The organism is Gilliamella sp. ESL0232, assembly GCF_013346885.1.
GTDB classification, from domain to species: Bacteria; Pseudomonadota; Gammaproteobacteria; order Enterobacterales; family Orbaceae; genus Gilliamella; species Gilliamella bombi.
The window spans coordinates 113,813-134,378 of record NZ_JAAEDW010000003.1; the positions used below are offsets into that span (position 1 = coordinate 113,813).

The 20,566-nt window shown below is 34.8% G+C and carries 19 protein-coding genes; 14 read left to right on the forward strand and 5 right to left on the reverse strand.

Translation table 11 applies throughout. The features are described 5' to 3' along the window. Positions 1 to 53 precede the first annotated feature (53 nt). The 4 genes from GYW75_RS04925 to pncB all read right to left on the reverse strand — a co-directional run bounded on the left by GYW75_RS04925 (position 54) and on the right by pncB (position 5,709). Positions 54 to 1,196 (reverse strand): porin, encoded by a 1,143-nt coding sequence (locus GYW75_RS04925; RefSeq protein ID WP_174798651.1) that lies wholly within the window; start codon positions 1,194 to 1,196, stop codon positions 54 to 56. Between the two features lie 300 nt (positions 1,197 to 1,496). Continuing rightward, a complete protein-coding gene (locus tag GYW75_RS04930) occupies positions 1,497 to 2,666 on the reverse strand; it encodes a porin (RefSeq protein ID WP_174798652.1) in 1,170 nt (389 codons plus the stop codon). A gap of 284 nt (positions 2,667 to 2,950) precedes the next feature. Beyond that, positions 2,951 to 4,354, reverse strand: a complete 1,404-nt coding sequence (gene asnS, locus GYW75_RS04935) for an asparagine--tRNA ligase (protein WP_065589445.1) — start codon at positions 4,352 to 4,354, stop codon at positions 2,951 to 2,953. Between the two features lie 161 nt (positions 4,355 to 4,515). Next, complete coding sequence (pncB, locus tag GYW75_RS04940) at positions 4,516 to 5,709, reverse strand: nicotinate phosphoribosyltransferase (RefSeq protein ID WP_174798653.1); 1,194 nt, start codon at positions 5,707 to 5,709, stop codon at positions 4,516 to 4,518. A gap of 158 nt (positions 5,710 to 5,867) precedes the next feature. Here pncB and pepN point away from each other — a divergent pair, with 158 nt between their 5' ends. Then, positions 5,868 to 8,501 carry an aminopeptidase N gene (gene pepN, locus GYW75_RS04945; protein ID WP_174798654.1) on the forward strand — a complete coding sequence of 878 codons (2,634 nt, stop codon included), beginning with the start codon at positions 5,868 to 5,870 and terminating at the stop codon, positions 8,499 to 8,501. A gap of 129 nt (positions 8,502 to 8,630) precedes the next feature. Next, the gene (locus GYW75_RS04950; protein WP_065560916.1) at positions 8,631 to 8,960 is read left to right on the forward strand and encodes a rhodanese-like domain-containing protein; all 330 of its coding nucleotides are present in this window, start codon (positions 8,631 to 8,633) and stop codon (positions 8,958 to 8,960) included. A 49-nt stretch (positions 8,961 to 9,009) separates the two neighbouring features. Here the strand turns inward: GYW75_RS04950 and GYW75_RS04955 are convergent, their stop codons facing one another. Next, entirely contained in the window at positions 9,010 to 9,858 is an 849-nt protein-coding gene (locus GYW75_RS04955) for a MetQ/NlpA family ABC transporter substrate-binding protein (RefSeq protein ID WP_174798655.1), read from the reverse strand. Between the two features lie 269 nt (positions 9,859 to 10,127). Between GYW75_RS04955 and GYW75_RS04960 the strand changes: the two genes are divergently transcribed. From GYW75_RS04960 to GYW75_RS05015, 12 genes are all read left to right on the forward strand, one after another. Continuing rightward, complete coding sequence (locus GYW75_RS04960; RefSeq protein ID WP_174798656.1) at positions 10,128 to 11,186, forward strand: methionine ABC transporter ATP-binding protein; 1,059 nt, start codon at positions 10,128 to 10,130, stop codon at positions 11,184 to 11,186. 85 nt (positions 11,187 to 11,271) lie between these two features. Next, complete coding sequence (locus GYW75_RS04965; protein WP_446719040.1) at positions 11,272 to 11,871, forward strand: methionine ABC transporter permease; 600 nt, start codon at positions 11,272 to 11,274, stop codon at positions 11,869 to 11,871. Positions 11,872 to 12,158: 287 nt separating this feature from the next. Next, positions 12,159 to 12,974: a phospholipid ABC transporter ATP-binding protein MlaF gene (gene mlaF, locus GYW75_RS04970; RefSeq protein ID WP_218055882.1), complete on the forward strand. Its 816-nt coding sequence runs from the start codon at positions 12,159 to 12,161 to the stop codon at positions 12,972 to 12,974. Further along, a complete protein-coding gene (mlaE, locus tag GYW75_RS04975; RefSeq protein WP_143422022.1) occupies positions 12,974 to 13,753 on the forward strand; it encodes a lipid asymmetry maintenance ABC transporter permease subunit MlaE in 780 nt (259 codons plus the stop codon). Before mlaF ends, mlaE begins: the two co-directional genes overlap by 1 nt. 11 nt (positions 13,754 to 13,764) lie before the next feature. Beyond that, positions 13,765 to 14,352, forward strand: a complete 588-nt coding sequence (gene mlaD / locus GYW75_RS04980; RefSeq protein WP_085164251.1) for an outer membrane lipid asymmetry maintenance protein MlaD — start codon at positions 13,765 to 13,767, stop codon at positions 14,350 to 14,352. A 14-nt stretch (positions 14,353 to 14,366) separates the two neighbouring features. Beyond that, positions 14,367 to 15,011 carry a phospholipid-binding protein MlaC gene (mlaC, locus tag GYW75_RS04985; protein WP_174798658.1) on the forward strand — a complete coding sequence of 215 codons (645 nt, stop codon included), beginning with the start codon at positions 14,367 to 14,369 and terminating at the stop codon, positions 15,009 to 15,011. A 5-nt stretch (positions 15,012 to 15,016) separates the two neighbouring features. Continuing rightward, positions 15,017 to 15,289, forward strand: coding sequence for an STAS domain-containing protein (locus tag GYW75_RS04990; RefSeq protein ID WP_065607173.1), 273 nt, complete (start codon positions 15,017 to 15,019; stop codon positions 15,287 to 15,289). Between the two features lie 92 nt (positions 15,290 to 15,381). Beyond that, the gene (locus tag GYW75_RS04995; protein ID WP_065560910.1) at positions 15,382 to 15,639 is read left to right on the forward strand and encodes a BolA family protein; all 258 of its coding nucleotides are present in this window, start codon (positions 15,382 to 15,384) and stop codon (positions 15,637 to 15,639) included. 96 nt (positions 15,640 to 15,735) lie between these two features. Then, positions 15,736 to 17,763 carry an oligopeptidase A gene (gene prlC / locus GYW75_RS05000; protein ID WP_174798659.1) on the forward strand — a complete coding sequence of 676 codons (2,028 nt, stop codon included), beginning with the start codon at positions 15,736 to 15,738 and terminating at the stop codon, positions 17,761 to 17,763. Further along, a complete protein-coding gene (locus GYW75_RS05005) occupies positions 17,750 to 18,481 on the forward strand; it encodes a class I SAM-dependent methyltransferase (RefSeq protein WP_174798660.1) in 732 nt (243 codons plus the stop codon). The genes prlC and GYW75_RS05005 overlap by 14 nt, the downstream gene beginning before the upstream one ends. Positions 18,482 to 18,502: 21 nt before the next feature. Continuing rightward, positions 18,503 to 19,192, forward strand: coding sequence for a 16S rRNA pseudouridine(516) synthase RsuA (rsuA, locus tag GYW75_RS05010; RefSeq protein ID WP_174798661.1), 690 nt, complete (start codon positions 18,503 to 18,505; stop codon positions 19,190 to 19,192). Between the two features lie 127 nt (positions 19,193 to 19,319). Next, complete coding sequence (locus GYW75_RS05015) at positions 19,320 to 20,561, forward strand: Bcr/CflA family multidrug efflux MFS transporter (RefSeq protein WP_202983925.1); 1,242 nt, start codon at positions 19,320 to 19,322, stop codon at positions 20,559 to 20,561. Positions 20,562 to 20,566 lie beyond the last annotated feature (5 nt).

Genomic DNA, 20,566 nt, shown 5'->3' on the forward strand with positions numbered 1-20,566 from the left:
ATAGATAATAAAAAAGGCACCGAAGTGCCTTTTAAAAACAAAGATACAATCAATTAGAATTGGTAAATTAAACCAAGTGCTACTGTGTCTTTTATTGTGCCCTTGATTTGTGATTTAGTAAATGAACCATCTTCATATAAAGCACGGCGTGCACCGATATCATCTTTATCTAACAAGTTAATTTTATAATCGATAATAGCTTGTAGGTTTTTGTTAAAGTCATAAGTTAAACCAACATCAACATATTTAGCTAAATCATTACCTTTAAGCCCTGCATCACTTGAATAACTAGATGCGTCTTTAACTTTATGTTGGATATAAGCAACAGATGGCGTTAAACGTCCTACTTCAAAGTCAATACCATATTGAGCAACTAATTCATAGCCTTTGGTTTTTAAATCATTAGCGCTACGAGTAGTTGAGGCATTATCCCAGCCATATTTTTGTTTACCTTGAATATATAACGCAGCTAAATAAAAGTTGTCGTTGTCATATTTAATACCAGCTGACCATGCTTTAGCATCTTTATGACCACCAGTTTGTGCATAACCAGCACCAACAGACAAACCAGTATCAAGCACATCCCAATCAACAACTGAACCCCATGCTTCAGCACTATTGCGTTTATCATTAAGAGTATAATTACCGAAATGACGTGTTGAGCTGTTATCTCCGTTATCCGCATATTGAACGGCAAAACGTAAACCATTCACTAAGCCAAAGAAATCTGAATTACGGTAGGTTGCAACGGCTTTAGTACGAGCTGTTAATGCATAAAGATCATTATCAGAAGCATCACCACCAAATTCTGGTAAAACGTCAGTGTAAGATGTTAATGTTTTTAATACACCATCATTGCGACCATAGTCGAATGAACCAAAATCACCAAAGTTTAAACCAGCAAATGCATAACGAGTTTCATTATCAGCATTTTTACCTGTTTTTGCTTCATATTCCCAACGACCATAGCCAGTTACGCTGTCGGTCACTTGTGTTTGACCTGACATACCTAAACGTGCAGTGGTCTTGTCACCTTCACCTGTTTGGTTATTGCGATCAGTAATATAGTTTAATGCGTAAACACGACCATAAAAGTCAACTTTATTACCGTCTTTATTCCACACTTCAATAGAAGCGTTTGCTGTACCTGCAATTAAAAGTGCAGGAATAGCGATTGCTAATAGATTACGTTTCATTTTTTACCCTCAAAGGTATTTTATATTATTAAAGATGCAAATTGCTTTGCTCTGGTTTAACAAATAACTGCTAACAATTAGCAATTATATTATTACTGTGATAGCCATTTTGCCTAATAAACATGGCTCTAATGCCACATTGCCTATTTAACAATGGAATTTAGATTTATTCTGCGAATTTTCGAATATTTTAATATTTATTATAAATTTTTTTAGGCATAAAATGTTTTTTTAGGTGGGAATGAATTTAAAAGATGAAAAAAAAGGCACCTAAGTGCCTTTTTATAAGATATTAAGAGATTAGAATTGGTAAATTAAACCAACACCTAACACATCTTTAGTACCTGGTTTGTTCATGTGACGATCACGTTGGTGTTCTGTATTATGTGCCGCACCTATGTCTTTACGATCAAGAAGATTGAATTTATATTCAACAATCGCACTAAAGTTTTTGTTTAAATCGTAAGTTGCGCCTACAGATACATATTTAACTTCTGGTGAACTAAAACCTCGATACTTCCAAAGGTAACCATATTTTGAAAAGTTGTCATAATCAGAAGATTTAAGTTTGTGTTGAACATAAGCTAGAGAAGGAGTTAAACGACCAACCTCAAGATCGATGCCATATTGAGCAACTAATTCAAATCCTCTAACTTTTAGATCAGTATTTCTCAAGTAAAAATCTTTATTACTCACTGGATCATGGTAATAAGTAGCAAGACTATTCTTTAATTTACTTTGGAAATAGTTAGCACCTAAATATAAATTATAGTTATCATATTTAAGACCACCAGCCCAAGTACTTTGACGATTATCACTGTTTGAAGTTTGCGCATAACCCGCACCAGCAGTTAAACCAGAGTCAAAGATGTTCCATTGAACGTTTGCACCATAAGCTTCACGAGATTCACCTCTAATTGCATCTTCTTTAAAATCATTTGAGTTATCTCCGTTATCTGCATATTGTAATGCAAAGCTGATATCATCAGTTAAACCGAAGAAGTTATTGTTACGATAAGTTGCAACAGCTTTAGTTCGAGCTGAAAGTACGTTCCAATCGTTGTTTGCTGCATCACCACCAAATTGTGGTAATACGTCAGTATAAGCAGTAATTGCTTTTAACACACCGTCATTACGACCATAGTCGAATGAACCAGCATCACCAAAGTTTAAACCAGCGAATGCATAACGTACTTCATTATCAGAATTTTTACCCGCTTTAGCTTCGTATTCCCAACGACCATAGCCAGTTACGCTATCAGTGATTTGAGTTTGACCTGACATACCTAAACGAGCTGAAGTATCATCACCTTCGCCTTTTTGACCACGGTCAGTGATGTTGTTAGCTGCTTTTACTCGGCCGTAAAAGTCAACTTTATTACCATCTTTGTTCCAAACTTCGATAGATGCATTTGCACCAGCTGCTACTAAAAGCGCAGGGATAGCGATTGCTAATAGATTACGTTTCATTTTTTACCCTCATGGTTATTTTTTAAAAAGACACTTCCATAAGTTTAGTGTCAATTTTCGTACAATAATTATTCATCCAAAAAATAATATTTTTATCTATTATTTTTCTACTTTTTACAGTAGTGTAAATTATGTATAAATTTTTTTTAAAATCAAGCGAACTTTTAATTAAATGTAGTGTCTAAGTCTAAATTTAAGCCTGTTTGATTGTTTTTTAAACTAAAACAGATTAATATCTACCTACTGTAACTCTCAATAAATTCTTGTTAGGGATTTTAATCAACTTAAAAGTTTGCATTACGCGGCGTTCTTGGGAATGGAATAACATCGCGCACATTTTGAACACCTGTTACATAAACAATTAAACGTTCAAAACCAAGACCAAAACCAGAATGCGGCACAGTACCGTATCGACGTAAATCACGATACCACCAATAATCTTCTTTTTTGAGTCCCAATTCTTCCATGCGCTTATCCAACATATCTAAACGCTCCTCACGCTGAGATCCACCAATGATTTCACCAATTCCTGGCGCTAAAACATCCATTGCCGCTACCGTTTTACCGTCATCATTCATACGCATATAAAACGCTTTAATATCTTTCGGATAATTTTTTACTACCACTGGTGCCTTAAAATGTTGTTCAGCTAAATAACGTTCATGTTCTGAAGCTAAATCAATTCCCCAGCTGACTGGGTTTTCAAATTTAGCATCACAATTTTGTAATATAGTGATAGCATCAGTGTAATCCACTTGAGCAAAATCAGCATTAATAAAGTTTTCAAGACGATTGATTGCTTCTTTATCGACATGCTGAGCAAAAAATTGCATATCATCAGCACGTTTTTCTAGCACTTCTTTAAACACATATTTCAACATATCCTCAGCAAGCTTAGCGTTATCATCTAGATCAGCAAATGCTACTTCAGGCTCCATCATCCAAAACTCAGCTAAATGACGAGTAGTATTTGAGTTCTCTGCTCTAAATGTTGGACCAAAAGTATAAACTTTAGAAAGTGCACAAGCATAAGTTTCAGCGTTTAATTGTCCAGAAACGGTTAAAAAAGCTTCTTTACCAAAGAAATCTTTATCAAAATCAACTTTACCATTATCAGATTTAGGCAGATTTAGCATATCAAGTGTTGAAACGCGGAACATTTCGCCCGCCCCTTCAGTATCTGATGCGGTAATAATAGGAGTTGATAGCCAATAAAAGCCACGATCATTAAAAAACTGATGAATTGCTTGCGCAAGCGTATGGCGTACACGCGTTATCGCACCAACAATATTGGTTCTTGCACGCAAGTGAGCCACTTCACGAAGATATTCAATTGAATGGCGCTTTGCTGCCATTGGGTAAGTTTCGGGATCGTCAACAAAGCCATACACTTCAACTTGCGTTGCTTGTAATTCATATTTTTGACCTTGACCTGGTGACTCCACTACTTTACCAGTGACTTTAACGGAACAACCAGCTGTTAGACGCAAGATTTCTTGTTCATAATTAGGTAAATTATTTTCAATAACAGCTTGAATAGGATCAAAGCAGGAACCATCGTAAACAGCTAAAAATGAAATACCTGCTTTAGAATCACGGCGAGTTCTTACCCAACCTTGAACTGAAATAGTGCTACCAACAGCAATTTTGCCTTGTAACACATCAACAATAGGTGCAACTGAAGTCATTTAATTATCCATCTCTACATTAATTTGTTTAAGTAATATTTAAAGTAATACAGATATATTCTAAAGACTATCCCATAACGAAATGGAATTCTTGAATAACTTGTTTCTTATTACTAATTTTTAGTTTCTAATATTAATAATAAGTTAAACATGAATTATTATCATTGTTTAACACTAAAAGTTCGTTTTAATTCATCAATAAAATCTAAATCCTGAGATATCGTTTTACCTGGACTATCTGATAGTTTAGCCACAGATTGATTATTACATTCCGTTAATTTAAGCACAATGTTCAATGCTTTGGTATTGACCTCTTTAGATGGAATATCACAAGCTAAAAAACCACCGACGCCAAAAGATAATTTTACGCGATGATTAAAATGTTGATAGATTTTAATCGCCTTATCAAAATTTAAGCTATCAGAAAAAACCAAAAGTTTAGTTTGTGGATCTATGCCCAATTGCTGATAATGAGCAATTGCTTTTTCACCCCATTGAATTGAATCACCTGAATCATGACGAAGCCCTTGATAATGGGAAGCAAAATGCAAATCAAAATCACGTAAAAATGCATCCATTGTAATACAATCTGTTAATGCTATTCCTAAGTCATGAGGATATTCATCTAACCAAACTTGAAGAGCATTTCTTTGGCAATCTTGAAGATTAGCACTTAAACGTTGATGAGCTTGAAACCACTCGTGTGCTTGGGTTCCAACAGGAGTAAGCCCTAAACGATAAGCCAGTAAATAATTGCTAGTACTATGAAAGTTATGAAAGTGTGTTTTCAAATAACTGACAACTGCCTCTTGCACCGCAAACGAATAACGCCTACGCGTACCAAAATCCATTAAATTAAAGCCCGACATATCCATATTAGCTGTTTTTTCATTAAACACCGCCAATTTATCTTTTAGCCGAGCTAGTGCCTCAGAAACTCCAATATTAGGTGAACGATCTTTATGAACAATTTCACTGATAACGGCAAGTAATGGCACTTCCCATAGAATAACATCTAGCCATTTACCTTCAATTGTAATAGAAAGCACTCCATCTTCATTTTTTATAGTGAGCAAATCACTATTGAAACGCCATTTTTTAAGCCAATTTAAATAGTCAGATTTAAAAAAGGAAATATTTGATAAATAGTTAAATTCATCATCAGACAGCGCTAATGATTCCATTAATTTCACTTGATGTATTATTTCATCAACATATTGTCCCAATAAATCATCACTACGACAACGAAACTGCGCAACAACAGTTACCTCAGGGTAGTAATGAAATACAGCTTGCTGCATATGCAACTTATAAGCATCAGTATCTAATATTGATGTAATTATTGCTGGTAACATGTAAATTTAATGCTATTGCTTTAAATAAAAATTTCAAAGATTATAGCAGAATAATAATGAAGATATAGATTAATTATGTAATAAGATTGTTTTTAATCGACTATAATATCGATCAGTATAAAATATAAATTGATTTCAAACCAAAAGGTCATAACAACATGAATATAAAAACACCTGAATCGCAGCCTATTGCCAAAAATCGTCTTGATTATAAATCACCCGATTTTACCATTACCGACATTGATCTTGATTTTGATTTAGCTCCCGAAATAACAACCGTCACAGCTCGTAGCCGTGTTATTAAGAAAAATAATGAAGTGGACAATTTAATTTTAGATGGTGAAGATCTTAAATTGATTTCTGTTAATATTGACGAACAACCATGGCATGATTATCAGCTCACAAAAGCTGGCTTAATCATTCAGCGTGTTCCAGCAGAATTTACATTAACGATTGTTAACGAAATTAAACCAATTGACAATACAGCACTTGAAGGATTATATGTATCAGGCGAAGCGCTCTGTACTCAATGTGAAGCAGAAGGATTCCGCCATATTACCTATTATCTTGACAGACCTGACGTTCTTGCTCGCTTTTCAACACGTATTACCGCGAATAAACAACATTATCCTTATCTACTTTCGAACGGTAATCGCATAGCGCAAGGCGAGCTTGCTGATGGACGTCATTGGGTACAATGGCAAGATCCTTTTCCAAAACCGGCTTACTTATTTGCATTAGTTGCTGGTGATTTTGATATTTTAAAAGATCAGTTTATCACGCAATCAAAACGGAAAGTTGATTTAGAAATTTACGTTGATAAAGGTAATTTAGATCGTTCGCAGTGGGCTATGACAAGCTTAAAAAATGCCATGCGTTGGGACGAAACACGCTTTGGGCTTGAATACGACTTAGATATCTTTATGATTGTAGCGGTTGATTTTTTCAATATGGGAGCAATGGAAAACAAAGGATTAAATATCTTTAATTCAAAATATGTGCTTGCCAAGCCACAAACAGCAACAGATGATGACTATTTAGGTATTGAAGGTGTAATTGGTCATGAATATTTTCACAACTGGACTGGTAATCGGGTAACCTGTCGCGACTGGTTCCAACTTAGTTTAAAAGAAGGATTAACTGTATTTCGAGATCAGGAATTTAGCGCTGATATGGGATCTCGTTCAGTAAAACGCATTGAGGATGTCAAACTTTTGCGCACCGTTCAATTTGCCGAAGATGCTAGCCCAATGTCTCACCCTATTCGGCCTGAACAAGTAATAGAAATGAATAACTTTTACACAGTCACCGTGTACGAAAAAGGCGCTGAAGTTATTCGAATGATGCATACTTTATTAGGAGAAGATAAATTCCAAGCAGGGATGAAACTTTATTTTAAACGCCATGATGGTAGTGCCGCAACTTGTGATGATTTTGTTGCAGCCATGCAAGATGCCTCAGGTATTGATTTAACTCAATTTAAATTATGGTATAGCCAATCAGGAACACCTGAATTAACCGTTACCGATAATTATAACGAGAAAAATCAACAATATACTTTAACAGTAGAACAATATACGCCAGCTACTCAAGATCAAGCACAAAAACAAGCTTTGCATATCCCACTTGATATCGAGTTATATCAACACAATGGTGAAATAATTCCACTGCAATACCAAGGCAAATCTGTTCACCATGTTTTAAATTTAATACAAAACAAACAACAATTTATCTTTGATAACGTAACTCAAAAACCGATTATTTCAGTATTACGTGATTTTTCAGCACCTGTTAAGTTAACTTATGATTATCAAGATAATGATCTTATTTTCTTAATGCAACACGCTACTAACGCATTTAGCCGTTACGATGCAGCTCAAATGTTATTAGCAAAATATGTTCGCTTGAATGTGAAAAATTATCAAGAAAATCAAAATTTAATGTTGCCTGATTCAGTATTAGATGCATTTAGAGCCGTATTGTTATCAGAAAAAACTGACCCTTTCCTTATTGCACAAATCTTAACCTTGCCATCTGAAAACGAGTTGGCGAATTTATTTACTGTGGTTGATCCAATCGCAATTCATCAAGTGCGTCTATTTTTGTTAACGCATTTTGCAAACGAACTTTATGATGAATTATTAGCCATTTATCACCACAATAAAACATCACAATATCAAATTAAACATAATGACATTGCTAAGCGGTCACTTAAAAACTGTTGTTTAACTTTATTAGCTCATGCCGATGATAATTCGCACGCCAATACATTGGTTAACCAACAATATTATCAAGCAAATAATATGACTGATTGTTTAGCCGCCTTGAGTGTTGCTGTAAAAGCTGAACTTGATTGTCGAACTGAGTTATTGGCTAACTTTGATGACAAATGGCATCAAGATGGACTTGTTATGGACAAATGGTTAGCACTAAACGCAACAAGCCCAGAAAAGAATGTTCTTGTTACCGTGAAAAAATTATTAACTCACCGCTCATTTACACTCAGTAACCCAAATCGGATTCGTGCATTAATTGGAGCATTTGTAAATAATAACCCTGTGGCATTTCACGCTGAAGATGGCAGTGGTTATCAATTTTTAGTTGAAATTCTTACTGAGTTAAACCAAAAAAATCCGCAAGTTGCAGCAAGGCTTATCGATCCTCTAATTCGATTAAAACGTTATGACAAAAAGCGTCAACAGCAGATGCGAAAAGCACTTGAGGCATTGCTAAAAATTGAAAATTTATCTAAAGATTTATTTGAGAAAATTAACAAGGCACTAGAAGCCTAAGTAGGAAATAGCATTCTGCAATATCGTTGTAGGATGCTATTAATAAATTTAAAATTGAAGTTAAAATTTTATACTTAAACGTATAGTTTCCTGAAACTTTTTTACAAGCACTTTAATAAGTTTTAAATAATGACAATAAAAGAAATCACTCCCACAGAACTTGCACAAAAATTAAATCAGCAAGATAATCTATTTCTACTCGATGTACGAGAACCCAATGAAATAGCCATTTGCAGTATTGGCAACGCAACTCATATTCCAATGAATATGATCCCTTTATATCTAGATAAAATCCCAGATGAAATCGATATTGTTATTTATTGTCATCACGGCAGACGTAGCCTAACTGTTGCTCATTATTTAGCAGAAAACGGGTTTGATCCTAACTTTCTCTATAATCTTACAGGAGGGATTGATGCTTGGGCGCTAACAATTGATAAACAGATGGCACGATACTAAAATGCCCGTTATAAAACGGGCTTTTCTTCATTACTTTACCTTGCTATGCTTATTCTTGAGGCATCACCCAATAACCATTTTGGTTATGTGTTTTCATATAATCTTTAAATTGTTGAGATTGATAAATACGCTTCACATCTTGAGCCCATCGACTATTTTCGTTTCCTTCATTCACTACAACCATAATTTCCAAATCAGGAATGATGGTTTCAGAAAGTAATGCTTTGTTCGAGTCAATATTAGCAGAATAAACAATGCTACCTGGAATTACCGCAAAATCTAATTCATTAAGCACTCTAGGAATATTGGCCGAATCCATTTCAATAATTTCAATCCCTGCAATATTTTGAGCAATATCATTTCTACTAACAATAATAGGATTTGTATTATTTTTTAATTTTATCCAACCAGCTTTTTCTAGTAGATTATATGAACGAGCTGCATTAGAAGCATCTTGTGGAATAGCAACTTTTGCTCCTGAAAAAACTTGCGTTAGTGAGGTGAACTTATTTGAAAATATTGCCGCAGGTACCGATGGTACATGCACAACCGATTTTAAATTTGCTTTACGCTGGGCATTAAACACATTCATATAAGCTGTGTGCTGTGCAACGGTTAAATCAATACTACCTTCACTTAAAGCTACGTCTGATTCAAGTAAATGCGGAAAATTCACTAATTTAACCTTATAACCCTCTGATTCAAGTATGGGTTTAACAGCATCATTAAAAAGATCGTTATATGGACCTGGTGATACGCCCATGCTAATTTCTTTTTTTGTCTGATTATCGACTGGTTTAGACGAATTATCACAACCAATAGTCAAAAACACTGAACTAGCAACTAAAACGACTGATATGTATTTAAATATTTTTTGTTTGATAAACGCATTTTTCATTTCAGCTATCCTCTATAAGCTATAAGCATTAAATACACTCTAACACAGAAAAAAGCATTCATTTATTCCAAGTAATTCTATCTTATAACTATATGGAATAAGATATAAAAAACGATTATTAGAGCAACAATTTAACCTGTGATACCGTTAGATATATCAATTATTGTCAATCGTTGAATATGCAATATAAACACCTGCAATAAATGATTCAGCCAAATTGCCTAAGCAAGCACTTATTCAACTAGAACAAAATAAATAGGTGATGAACAATGATTAAATTTGAACATGTCTCAAAACAATATGAAAGAAATGGCGTCACAACACAAGCTTTAAACGATATTAATTTAACCATCAGTAAAGGTGATATTTACGGCATTATTGGTTACAGCGGCGCAGGTAAAAGTACCTTAGTGCGCTTAATTAACTTTCTTGAAAAACCAACACAAGGCAATGTCATTATTCAAAATAAACTATTAAATCAATTATCTAGTAATGAATTACGTCAAACCCGTCAAAAAATTGGTATGATTTTTCAGCATTTTAATTTGCTTGAATCAAAAACCGTATTTGAAAATATTGCTATTCCTTTAATTTTAATCAAAAAAGGTAAACATTCGATTAAACAAAAAGTCTATGAACTTTTGGAATTTGTTGGATTAAGTGATAAAGCTAACAGCTATCCCAAAGAGCTTTCTGGTGGGCAAAAACAGCGCATTGGTATCGCCCGAGCATTAGCCAACGGTCCTGATATTTTACTATGTGATGAAGCAACTTCAGCACTTGATCCACAAACCACTCAAGCTATTTTAGATTTAATCAAAAAAATCAATGAAGAATATAAAATAACAGTCGTGTTAATCACTCACGAAATGCATGTAATTGAACAAATTTGCCATAAAGTTGCAGTAATGGAAAAAGGCAAGATTATAGAACAAGGTAACGTACTTGACGTATTTGGACAACCAAAACACCAAACTACTCAAAATTTTGTTAGCTCAGTGATCAACGATCAAATTCCAAATGGTGTTGTGGAAAATTTGTTAGAAATAGAAGGTAAAAAAGACAATATTAAATTATTTAAGCTCGAATTCTTAGGAAGATCTGCGTCAGAACCCGTGATGAATTCACTTATACTGCAACAAAAAGTTATCGTCAATATTTTGTTTGCCCATATGTCAGAAATCGAAAAAACGGTTTTAGGTAGTATGTTTGTTCAACTAAAAGGTAACGATAGTAATATCAAAGAATCAGTACATTACTTACGTGAGTGCGGTGTGCAAGTCACTGAAATTAAACATTGGGAGATGAGTAAAAATGGAAATATTTAATACTATAATTGACTATTTGGCCTCTTGCTTTGCAACATCAGTAACCACTGAACAATTTGTTCAAGCATTCTATGACACCCTAATTATGGTATTTTTCTCCTTAATTTTAGGTTCATTAATCGGAATTCCACTTGGTATTTGCTTAGTTACAACAAGACCTTATGGACTATTAGAAAATCGTCGAGTGTTTCGAATTATCAACCCGATTATTAATATAGTTCGCTCATTGCCTTTTATTATTTTATTAGTTGCTATCCAACCTTTAACAAAGGTCATTGTAAATAGCTCTATTGGCACTATAGCAGCGATTGTTCCGTTAACATTTTATGTTGCTCCTTACATTGCTAGATTAGTTGAAAATTCATTACTTGACGTGAATAGTGGTATTATTGAAGCGGCTCAATCAATGGGAGCGACGCCAATACAAATTATTTGGTATTTTATGTTACCAGAGGCATTTAGCTCTTTAATTTTAACGCTTACAACTGCTACTATAGGTTTAATTGGTGCTACAGCGATGGCTGGTGCTATTGGTGCTGGCGGTATTGGTGATTTAGCTGTGTCATACGGTTATCAACGTTTTGATAATACTGTTACTTATATCTGCGTGGTGATATTAGTTATCGCTATACAATTTATTCAAAGCACTGGTAATTATTTAGCTCGTAAAGCACGGCATGAATAAAACACATAATCACTTTTAGTTATGCATGATCAGTAAAAAATGGGGGGAGCTAAAATATAACTTTCCCCATTTATTATTTAGAAAAATAGCCTTAATTATCTTTTATCTCTCTAATAAGATATTTTACGTAAAACCTCTGTTTGCCTATAAAAATCAGCCATCGAGTATAAAAACTATTTATTGAGCAGTTATACACAAATAGGCAAAACGTTTAATTGATTTCTTTATTTACAAATATCAAGTAAAATAAGCAAAATTTTACCATTCTAGAAATCTAGGAAATCAATGTGACAAACGCATTACAACAAAATTTGGTTGAAATTCACGATATGTCTTTTTATCGTGGAACAAGGCCTATTTATAAAAATATGAGTTTGAATGTCCCTAAAGGAAAAGTGACAGCAATCATGGGACCTTCAGGAATTGGTAAAACCACACTACTAAGGCTCATTGGTGGTCAATTAAAACCGCAGTCAGGAAAAATTTTATTCGATGGAGAAGACATTCCAAGCATGTCTCGCTCCCGACTTTATGAAGTACGCAAACGTATTAGCATGTTATTCCAATCGGGTGCTTTATTTACCGATCTAACTGTGTTTGATAATGTTGCTTACCCACTACGTGAGCACTTCAAATTACCTGAACCTATATTGCATAATTTAGTCTTAATGAAATTACAAGCTGTTGGTTTACGTGGTGCAGCTCAAATGATGCCATCGGAACTATCTGGTGGTATGGCAAGGCGAGCAGCATTAGCTAGAGCCATTGCGCTTGATCCCGATTTAATTATGTTTGATGAACCTTTTGCTGGGCAAGATCCTATATCTATGGGTGTTATTGTTAAACTGATATCTGAAATCAACCAATCATTAGGATTAACCTGTATCGTTGTTAGCCATGACGTGACCGAAGTGCTTAGTATTGCAGATTATGCTTATATTGTAGCCGAACAACATATTATTGCAGGTGGTACACCACAACAATTACGTGATAATGATGATTTACGAGTAAAACAATTCCTTGACGGGTTGGCTGATGGTCCAGTACCTTTTCATTATCCTGCTGAAGATTACAAATTAGACCTAAGCAGAGGTACAAAATAATGTTAAATATACTGGCAAAATTAGGACAATGGTTTATTGATGTGATTGCAATGATTGGTCGTTCTGGTGTGATGCTCTTTAGGGCATTAATTGGTAAGCCACAATTTAATAAACAATTCCCATTACTTATTAAGCAATTTTATTTTGTTGGAGTACAATCACTCACTATTATTATTGTTTCTGGTCTTTTTATTGGCATGGTTTTGGCCTTGCAAGGTTATTTTATTCTGACCACTTTTGGTGCTGAAGCCAGCCTTGGAATGATGGTAGCCCTTGCCCTACTTCGTGAGTTAGGTCCTGTTGTTGCTGGTTTGCTGTTTGCAGGTCGTGCTGGCTCTGCATTAACGGCTGAAATCGGCTTAATGAAAGCAACTGAGCAGCTATCAAGTATGGAAATGATGGCAATTGATCCATTACGACGTATTATTGCACCTCGTTTTTGGGCTGGTTTTTTCAGTATGCCATTTTTAACTGCAATTTTTGTTACCGTTGGTATTTTAGGTGGTGTTATTGTAGGTGTTGATTGGAAAGGTATTGATGCAGGCTTTTTTTGGTCATCTATTCAAAGTAATGTTGATTGGTGGCATGATCTAGGTAACTGTTTTGTAAAAAGCTTTGCATTTGCCATTGCCAGCACTTGGATTGCACTTTTCAATGGTTATGATTGTGTACCAACATCAGAAGGAATTAGTCGAGCAACAACAAGCACTGTTGTTTATTCATCATTAGTAATTTTGGGGTTAGATTTTATTTTAACCGCATTAATGTTTAGTCATTGAGGTCATTAAACATGAGTCGTAAAGTTGAAATCACAGTAGGATTATTTATGGTACTGGTCATTTGCTCGGTACTTTTTTTATGTTTCCGTGTAACGGATCCAACATCATTTGCTAGTCATAATTCATATCGAGTTTATGCTGTATTTGATAATATTGGCGGATTAAAAGCACGCTCTCCAATCAAAATCGGTGGCGTTGTGATTGGTCGAGTCAGTAATATAACACTAAAATCATCAGATCTTGATGTATATAAACCCTATGTAACAATAGATATTGATGCACAATACAATCAAATTCCAGTTTCAAGTTCGCTTTCAATTAAAACATCAGGTTTATTAGGTGAACAATTTATTGATATTAACTTTGGACTTGATAAAAGTACTGAATTAGAACTTGATTCATTGGATAGCGAAGGTACAAGCAACAATTTGCCAACAAATAATCATGAACCAGCTTATTTTCATGATGGTTTTGTAATATACAACACTAAACCAGCAATGGTTATTGAAGACTTAATTGGTCAATTCCTTTATAGTACTGGAGGTTCGACCGATGATAAAGATAAGAAACAAGATACACAAGATATAAATGAAAATTAAGGAGTTTTGTTACTATGTTAACCAAATTTAAACACACTATTTTTTTTGCATTAGCTTTAATATTTAGTGCTAATGCGTTTGCTGAAAATGATCCTTATAAAGAAATGCAAGTTTCTGCTGATAAGCTTTTTAGCACTATGAATGCACAATCTGCGGCACTAAAATCAAACCCTAACAAACTAAAAGAGATCGTAAGAACAGATTTATTACCTTATGTACAAGTAAAGTATGCTGGCGCATTAATTTTAGGTAATTATTATAAAAGTGCTACAGATGCGCAACGTAAAGCCTATTTCGCTGCTTTTGAAAACTATTTGGTACAAACTTTTGCTCAAGCATTATCTATGTATAATGGCCAAACTTATCAGGTTGAATCGCCAAAAGATTTAACAGGTAAAACGCTTATCTCTATTCGTGTTTTATTAAACCAACCTAATAAAAACCAACAACCATTGCGAATTGATTTCCAATGGCGTAAAAACTCTGTCACTGGCGAATGGAAAGCTTATGATTTAGTTGCAGAAGGCGTCAGCATGATCACCACCAAGCAAAATGAGTGGTCAACAATTTTACGCCAAGATGGTATTGACGCATTAACTAAACAATTAACTGATCTTTCAAATCGCAATATTGACCCAAACGCTAAACCAAAAGGCTAGCCATAATGTCGCGAATAAAAACAGAAAAACAACAAGAAATATTATCTTTACAGGGTGAACTTGATGTTCACTCTTTAAACGATTTGTGGTCAACACAAAATACTATTTTAAATGGTGTAAAATGCATTGATGTTGCGCAACTTACTCGGGTTGATTCTTCAGGGCTCGCAACTTTAATTTATTTTTGCAATAAATATCATGTAAAGCTCAAAGGTATTAATCCTCAGCTACAAACATTAATTACATTGTATGATCTACAACCTGTAATTAATATTTAAAAAATGTTAAGTTTTATACTGAAACACATAGTTACCTGAAACTTTTTAACAAAAAATTCCCCCATAATTTACATTAATGATGAGTATGAATAATGGATAAACAAGAAATTATAAACAAATTAAAAAATTCGCTTGAACTTGATGATGTACATGTTCTAACCGATGATGGAAGCCATTTCCAAGTTATTGCTGTAGGAGAATTATTTGCCGATTTAAATCGAGTGAAAAAACAACAAGCAATCTATGCCCCTTTGGCTGAATTTATTAATGATAACCGTATTCATGCGCTTTCTATAAAGACTTATACCCCCACTGAATGGCAACGTGAACGCAAACTTATGGGATTATAACCATTTCTTAGCATGATAATCCCTTGAATTAATTGTTTTCGCCACCATATTATGTTGTATCAATAGACAACACCATTTGTATAAAGGTATCGCTACATGACTAATCCATTATTAACAGATGCACCATTACCCCTTTTTTCACAAATTAAACCCGAACATGTTTTGCCTGCTATACAAGAAACTTTAAAAAACTGCAGAAATACCATTGAAGCAGTATTAAAGCAAAATAGCCAATATACTTGGGATAACTTAATTCAACCAATTGATGAAGCAGACGAAAAATTTGGACGAGCTTGGTCTCCAGTTAGTCATCTTAACTCAGTTAAAAATAGCCCTGAATTACGTGAAGCTTATGAAGCTTGTCTGCCATTACTATCTGAGTACAGCACATGGGTTGGGCAACATAAACCTTTATATCAAGCTTATAAGCAACTCAAAGAAAGCGAACAATATGCTACTTTAACCAAAGCACAGAAAAAAGTGGTTGATAATGCACTACGTGATTTTGAATTATCTGGAATTGGCTTACCCGATGACAAACAGAAACGTTACGGTGAAATTGTTGCAAAATTATCAGAATTATCCTCAAAATATAGTAACAATGTGCTCGATGCCACCATGGGATGGTCAAAATTAATTACCGATATCAAAGAACTATCTGGCATGCCTGAAAGTGCGCTTTCTGCCGCAAAAGAACAGGCTAAATTAAAAGATAAAGAGGGTTGGTTACTAACCTTAGATATACCAAGTTATCTTCCCGTCATGACCTACTGTGATAATCGTGATTTACGATTTGAACTTTACCAAGCCTATAATACTCGTGCGTCAGATCAAGGACCAAACGCAGGTAAGTGGGATAACACTGAAATTATCAAACAAATCTTAACGCTTCGCAATGAGCTTGCACTATTACTAGGCTTCGATAATTACGCTAATAAATCACTAGCAACAAAAATGGCAAGTTCAACAACTCAAGTTATTGAATTTTTGACCAATTTAGCAACTAAAGCTAAACCTCAAGGTGAAAAAGAGTTAGCAGATCTTAAACGTTATGCTTATGAGTTTTTTGGCGCAAGTGACATCAAACCATGGGATATAGCTTATTATAGTGAAAAGCAAAAACAGCATTTGTACGCTATCAACGATGAAGAATTGCGCCCTTATTTCCCTCAACAACGAGTTATTAATGGTTTATTTGAAGTAGTGCATCGCATTTTTGGTATTACAGCCAAAGAGCGACAAGGCGTTGAAGTTTGGGATCCTGAAGTTAAATTTTATGATCTCTTTGCCGCAAATGGTGAGTTAAAAGGTAGTTTCTATCTTGATTTATATGCACGTGAACATAAGCGTGGCGGTGCTTGGATGGATGATTGTATTGGTCGTATGCGTTTTGCTGATGGTCATGTACAAAAACCCGTTGCCTATTTAACTTGTAACTTCAATCGCCCTGTTGGTGATAAACCAGCACTATTTACACACGACGAAGTCACAACCCTTTTCCATGAATTTGGTCATGGTTTACACCACATGTTAACCGAAATTGATACTTCATCAGTTTCTGGTATTAATGGGGTGCCATGGGATGCTGTTGAATTACCAAGTCAATTTTTAGAAAACTGGTGTTGGCAGCCTGAAGCGCTTGCATTCATATCTGGGCATTATCAAACTGGTGAACCGTTACCAACTGATATGTTAGAAAAGATGCTAGATGCTAAAAACTATCAAGCAGCACTATTTATTTTACGCCAATTGGAATTTGGTCTTTTTGACTTTAAATTACATACACAAAAAGATCCTGATATTTTAAATACATTGGCTGAAATAAGAAAGCAAGTTGCCGTTGTTCCTACCGTTGAATGGGGAAGATTTCCACACGCATTTAGCCATATCTTTGCTGGTGGTTATGCTGCAGGTTATTATAGCTATTTATGGGCAGAAGTATTATCCGCTGATGCATTTTCACGTTTTGAAGAAGAAGGTATTTTCAACGCTAAAACAGGCAATGCATTTCTTGATAATATCTTGTCACAGGGTGGTAGCGATGAGCCTATGACATTATTTAAAAACTTCCGAGGGCGTGAACCTCAACTTGAAGCATTACTTCGTCATTATGGTATCCACTAATTCTAACTTTGCTCAGCTAAAATTATTAGCTGAGCAGTGGTTATCCACACATGCTGATCTTCCATTCGCTCTTGTTACCCAAAACAATCAACTTGAGTTACAAAAAACTGACGAACCAAAACTAGGGGCAATATGCGTAAACTTTGTTTCTGGAACAATGGCTCATCGTCGCCAATTTGGTGGTGGACGTGGCGAAGCAATTGCTAAAGCAGTAGGTATCAAAGGTGAGTATTTACCTACAGTTCTTGATACCACAGCAGGGCTTGGTCGAGATGCATTTGTTTTAGCATCAATCGGTTGCCATGTCACTATGTTTGAAAGGCATCCTGTTGTTGCTGCATTGCTAGAAGATGGCTTGCAGCGTGCCTACCAAGATCCCCAAATCGGTAGTTGGCTTGAGCAACATTTACGTTTAATTTATCATTCAAGCATTGAGGGATTGAGCACTTACCCTGAAAAACCTGATGTTATTTATCTCGATCCAATGTTTCCGCATCGTCAAAAAAGTGCGCTTGTCAAAAAAGAGATGCGTATTTTTCAACTATTAGTTGGTAGTGACAACGATGCTGACAGCTTATTAGAACCCGCAAGGCAACTTGCCAAAAAACGTGTAGTTGTAAAAAGGCCCGATTATGCACCGTTTTTAGCCAATCAAAAACCAACGGCCGAAATTAAAACTAAAAATCACCGTTTTGATATATATACACCTCTAGAGTAATACAAGGATATTGTTTAAATTATGCGATTAGATAAATTTCTCACTCATCACTTAGGCGCTAGCCGCACTATTGTAACCAAAGAACTCAAAGCTAAAAAAGTGACTGTCGATGGTGAAATTATAAAATCAGGTGCTTACCAGTTATTACCCGAGCAAGTGGTTGAGTATGATGGTTATGAAATCATACCCGTAACCAATAATCGTTACTTTATGCTTAATAAACCTCAAGGTTATGTCTGTTCAACTGATGATCCTGACCACCCTACTATACTTTATTTTATTGATGAACCAATGCCTGAAAAATTGCATGCAGCAGGTAGACTTGATCTTGATACTACAGGACTTGTTCTACTTACTGATGATGGTAAGTGGTCACACCGTATTACATCACCCAAACATCATTGCGAAAAAGTCTATGCCGTCACGGTTGAACAGCCATTATGTATTGAACTGATTGATATATTTAAAAATGGTATCCAATTAAAAAATGAGAAATCACTTACCAAACCAGCGAAATTAAATATTATTGATGACTTTCACGCTGAATTAACTATTAGTGAAGGACGATATCATCAAGTTAAACGCATGTTTGCAGCAGTCAATAACCATGTTGTTGAATTGCATCGCAAACAAATAGGTAAGGTAATTCTTGATATACCTGAAGGTGAATATCGACCACTTTCACAAGATGAAATCGACTCGTTTAATTGACACATATAATTTACATTAATCTTAATAGCAACTTTCCATTTAGATAAATAAATATTTTTTAAATAATTTTATCTCATTTATATGACATATTTTAGGTGCATTTTAAAAAATTTGAAGGAAGTATGACGTGCCAACTCAAGATTGTTTAAGTGATATTAAAATTTCCAAACAAGCGCTTATTTTTATCCTTGGATTACTTTCTATGTTGATGCCTTTATCCATAGATATGTATTTACCTAGTATGCCAACGATTGCACGCGACTTTAATGTAACCGATGGCACGGTACAGCTAACAATTAGTTGCTATTTATTAGGATTTTCTGTTGGACAACTTTTATTTGGACCACTCACAGATAGTTATGGGCGTCGTAATGTTCTCATTTTGGGTCTAATTATTTTTATAGTTGCGGCGTTAAGCTGTGGTATTGCCAACAATATTAATCAATTAATTACAGCTCGCTTTTTCCATGGCATTGCGGCAGCGGCTACAGCAATAGTCATTAATGCGTTAATGAAAGATATTTATCGTGATCGTGACGAATTTTCTAAAATGATGTCATTTGTCATGCTGATATCCAACGTAGCACCATTACTCGCACCAATTATTGGTGGATTTATTTTATATTGGTTTAATTGGCAAGCCAATTTCTACACTATTAGCCTAATTGCTTTGACTTGCTTTGGTCTAGTGATCGCATTTATTCCTGAAACACTTACAAAAACAAAACGCAATAAATTTAGTTTAATTCGTATTTTAAGTAATTTTATTACACTGTTCAGGCATCGCCAAGTATTAACTTATATGATGTTAGGTGCATTTTCTGGAGCTGGATTATTTTCATTTTTAAGCTTAGGACCTTTTGTATATATGAATCTACACGGTGTTGCATCAACTAATTTTGGCTACTACTTTGCATTCAATATAATAGTTATGGTGTTTATGAATACATTAAATAGCCGTTTTGTTAAACATGTTGGCTCGATTAAAATGATGCAGTTCGGTCTTTTGGTCCAATTTGTTATGGCAATAGGCCTTACTATCGTAACATTATTTAATCTCGGATTTGCCTATCTTGTTATTTGCATTGCAGGATATATTGGTTGTATGTCAACCATTGGTGGAAATAGTATGGCAATCGTTTTAGACTTTTATCCCTATATTGCAGGTACAGCCTCATCTCTTGCCGGTACAATTCGTTTTGCAATCGCTGGGGCAATAGGCATATTATTATCATTATTGGTATCAACTTCAACTGCACAATCCATAACGGTCAATAATACAACAGAGTGGCTAATGGTTGGCTCTATGGTGTTATGTAATTTTATTTCTGTGAGCTTATTTTTGAGTGTCAAAAATAATAAAAGGTAATAATT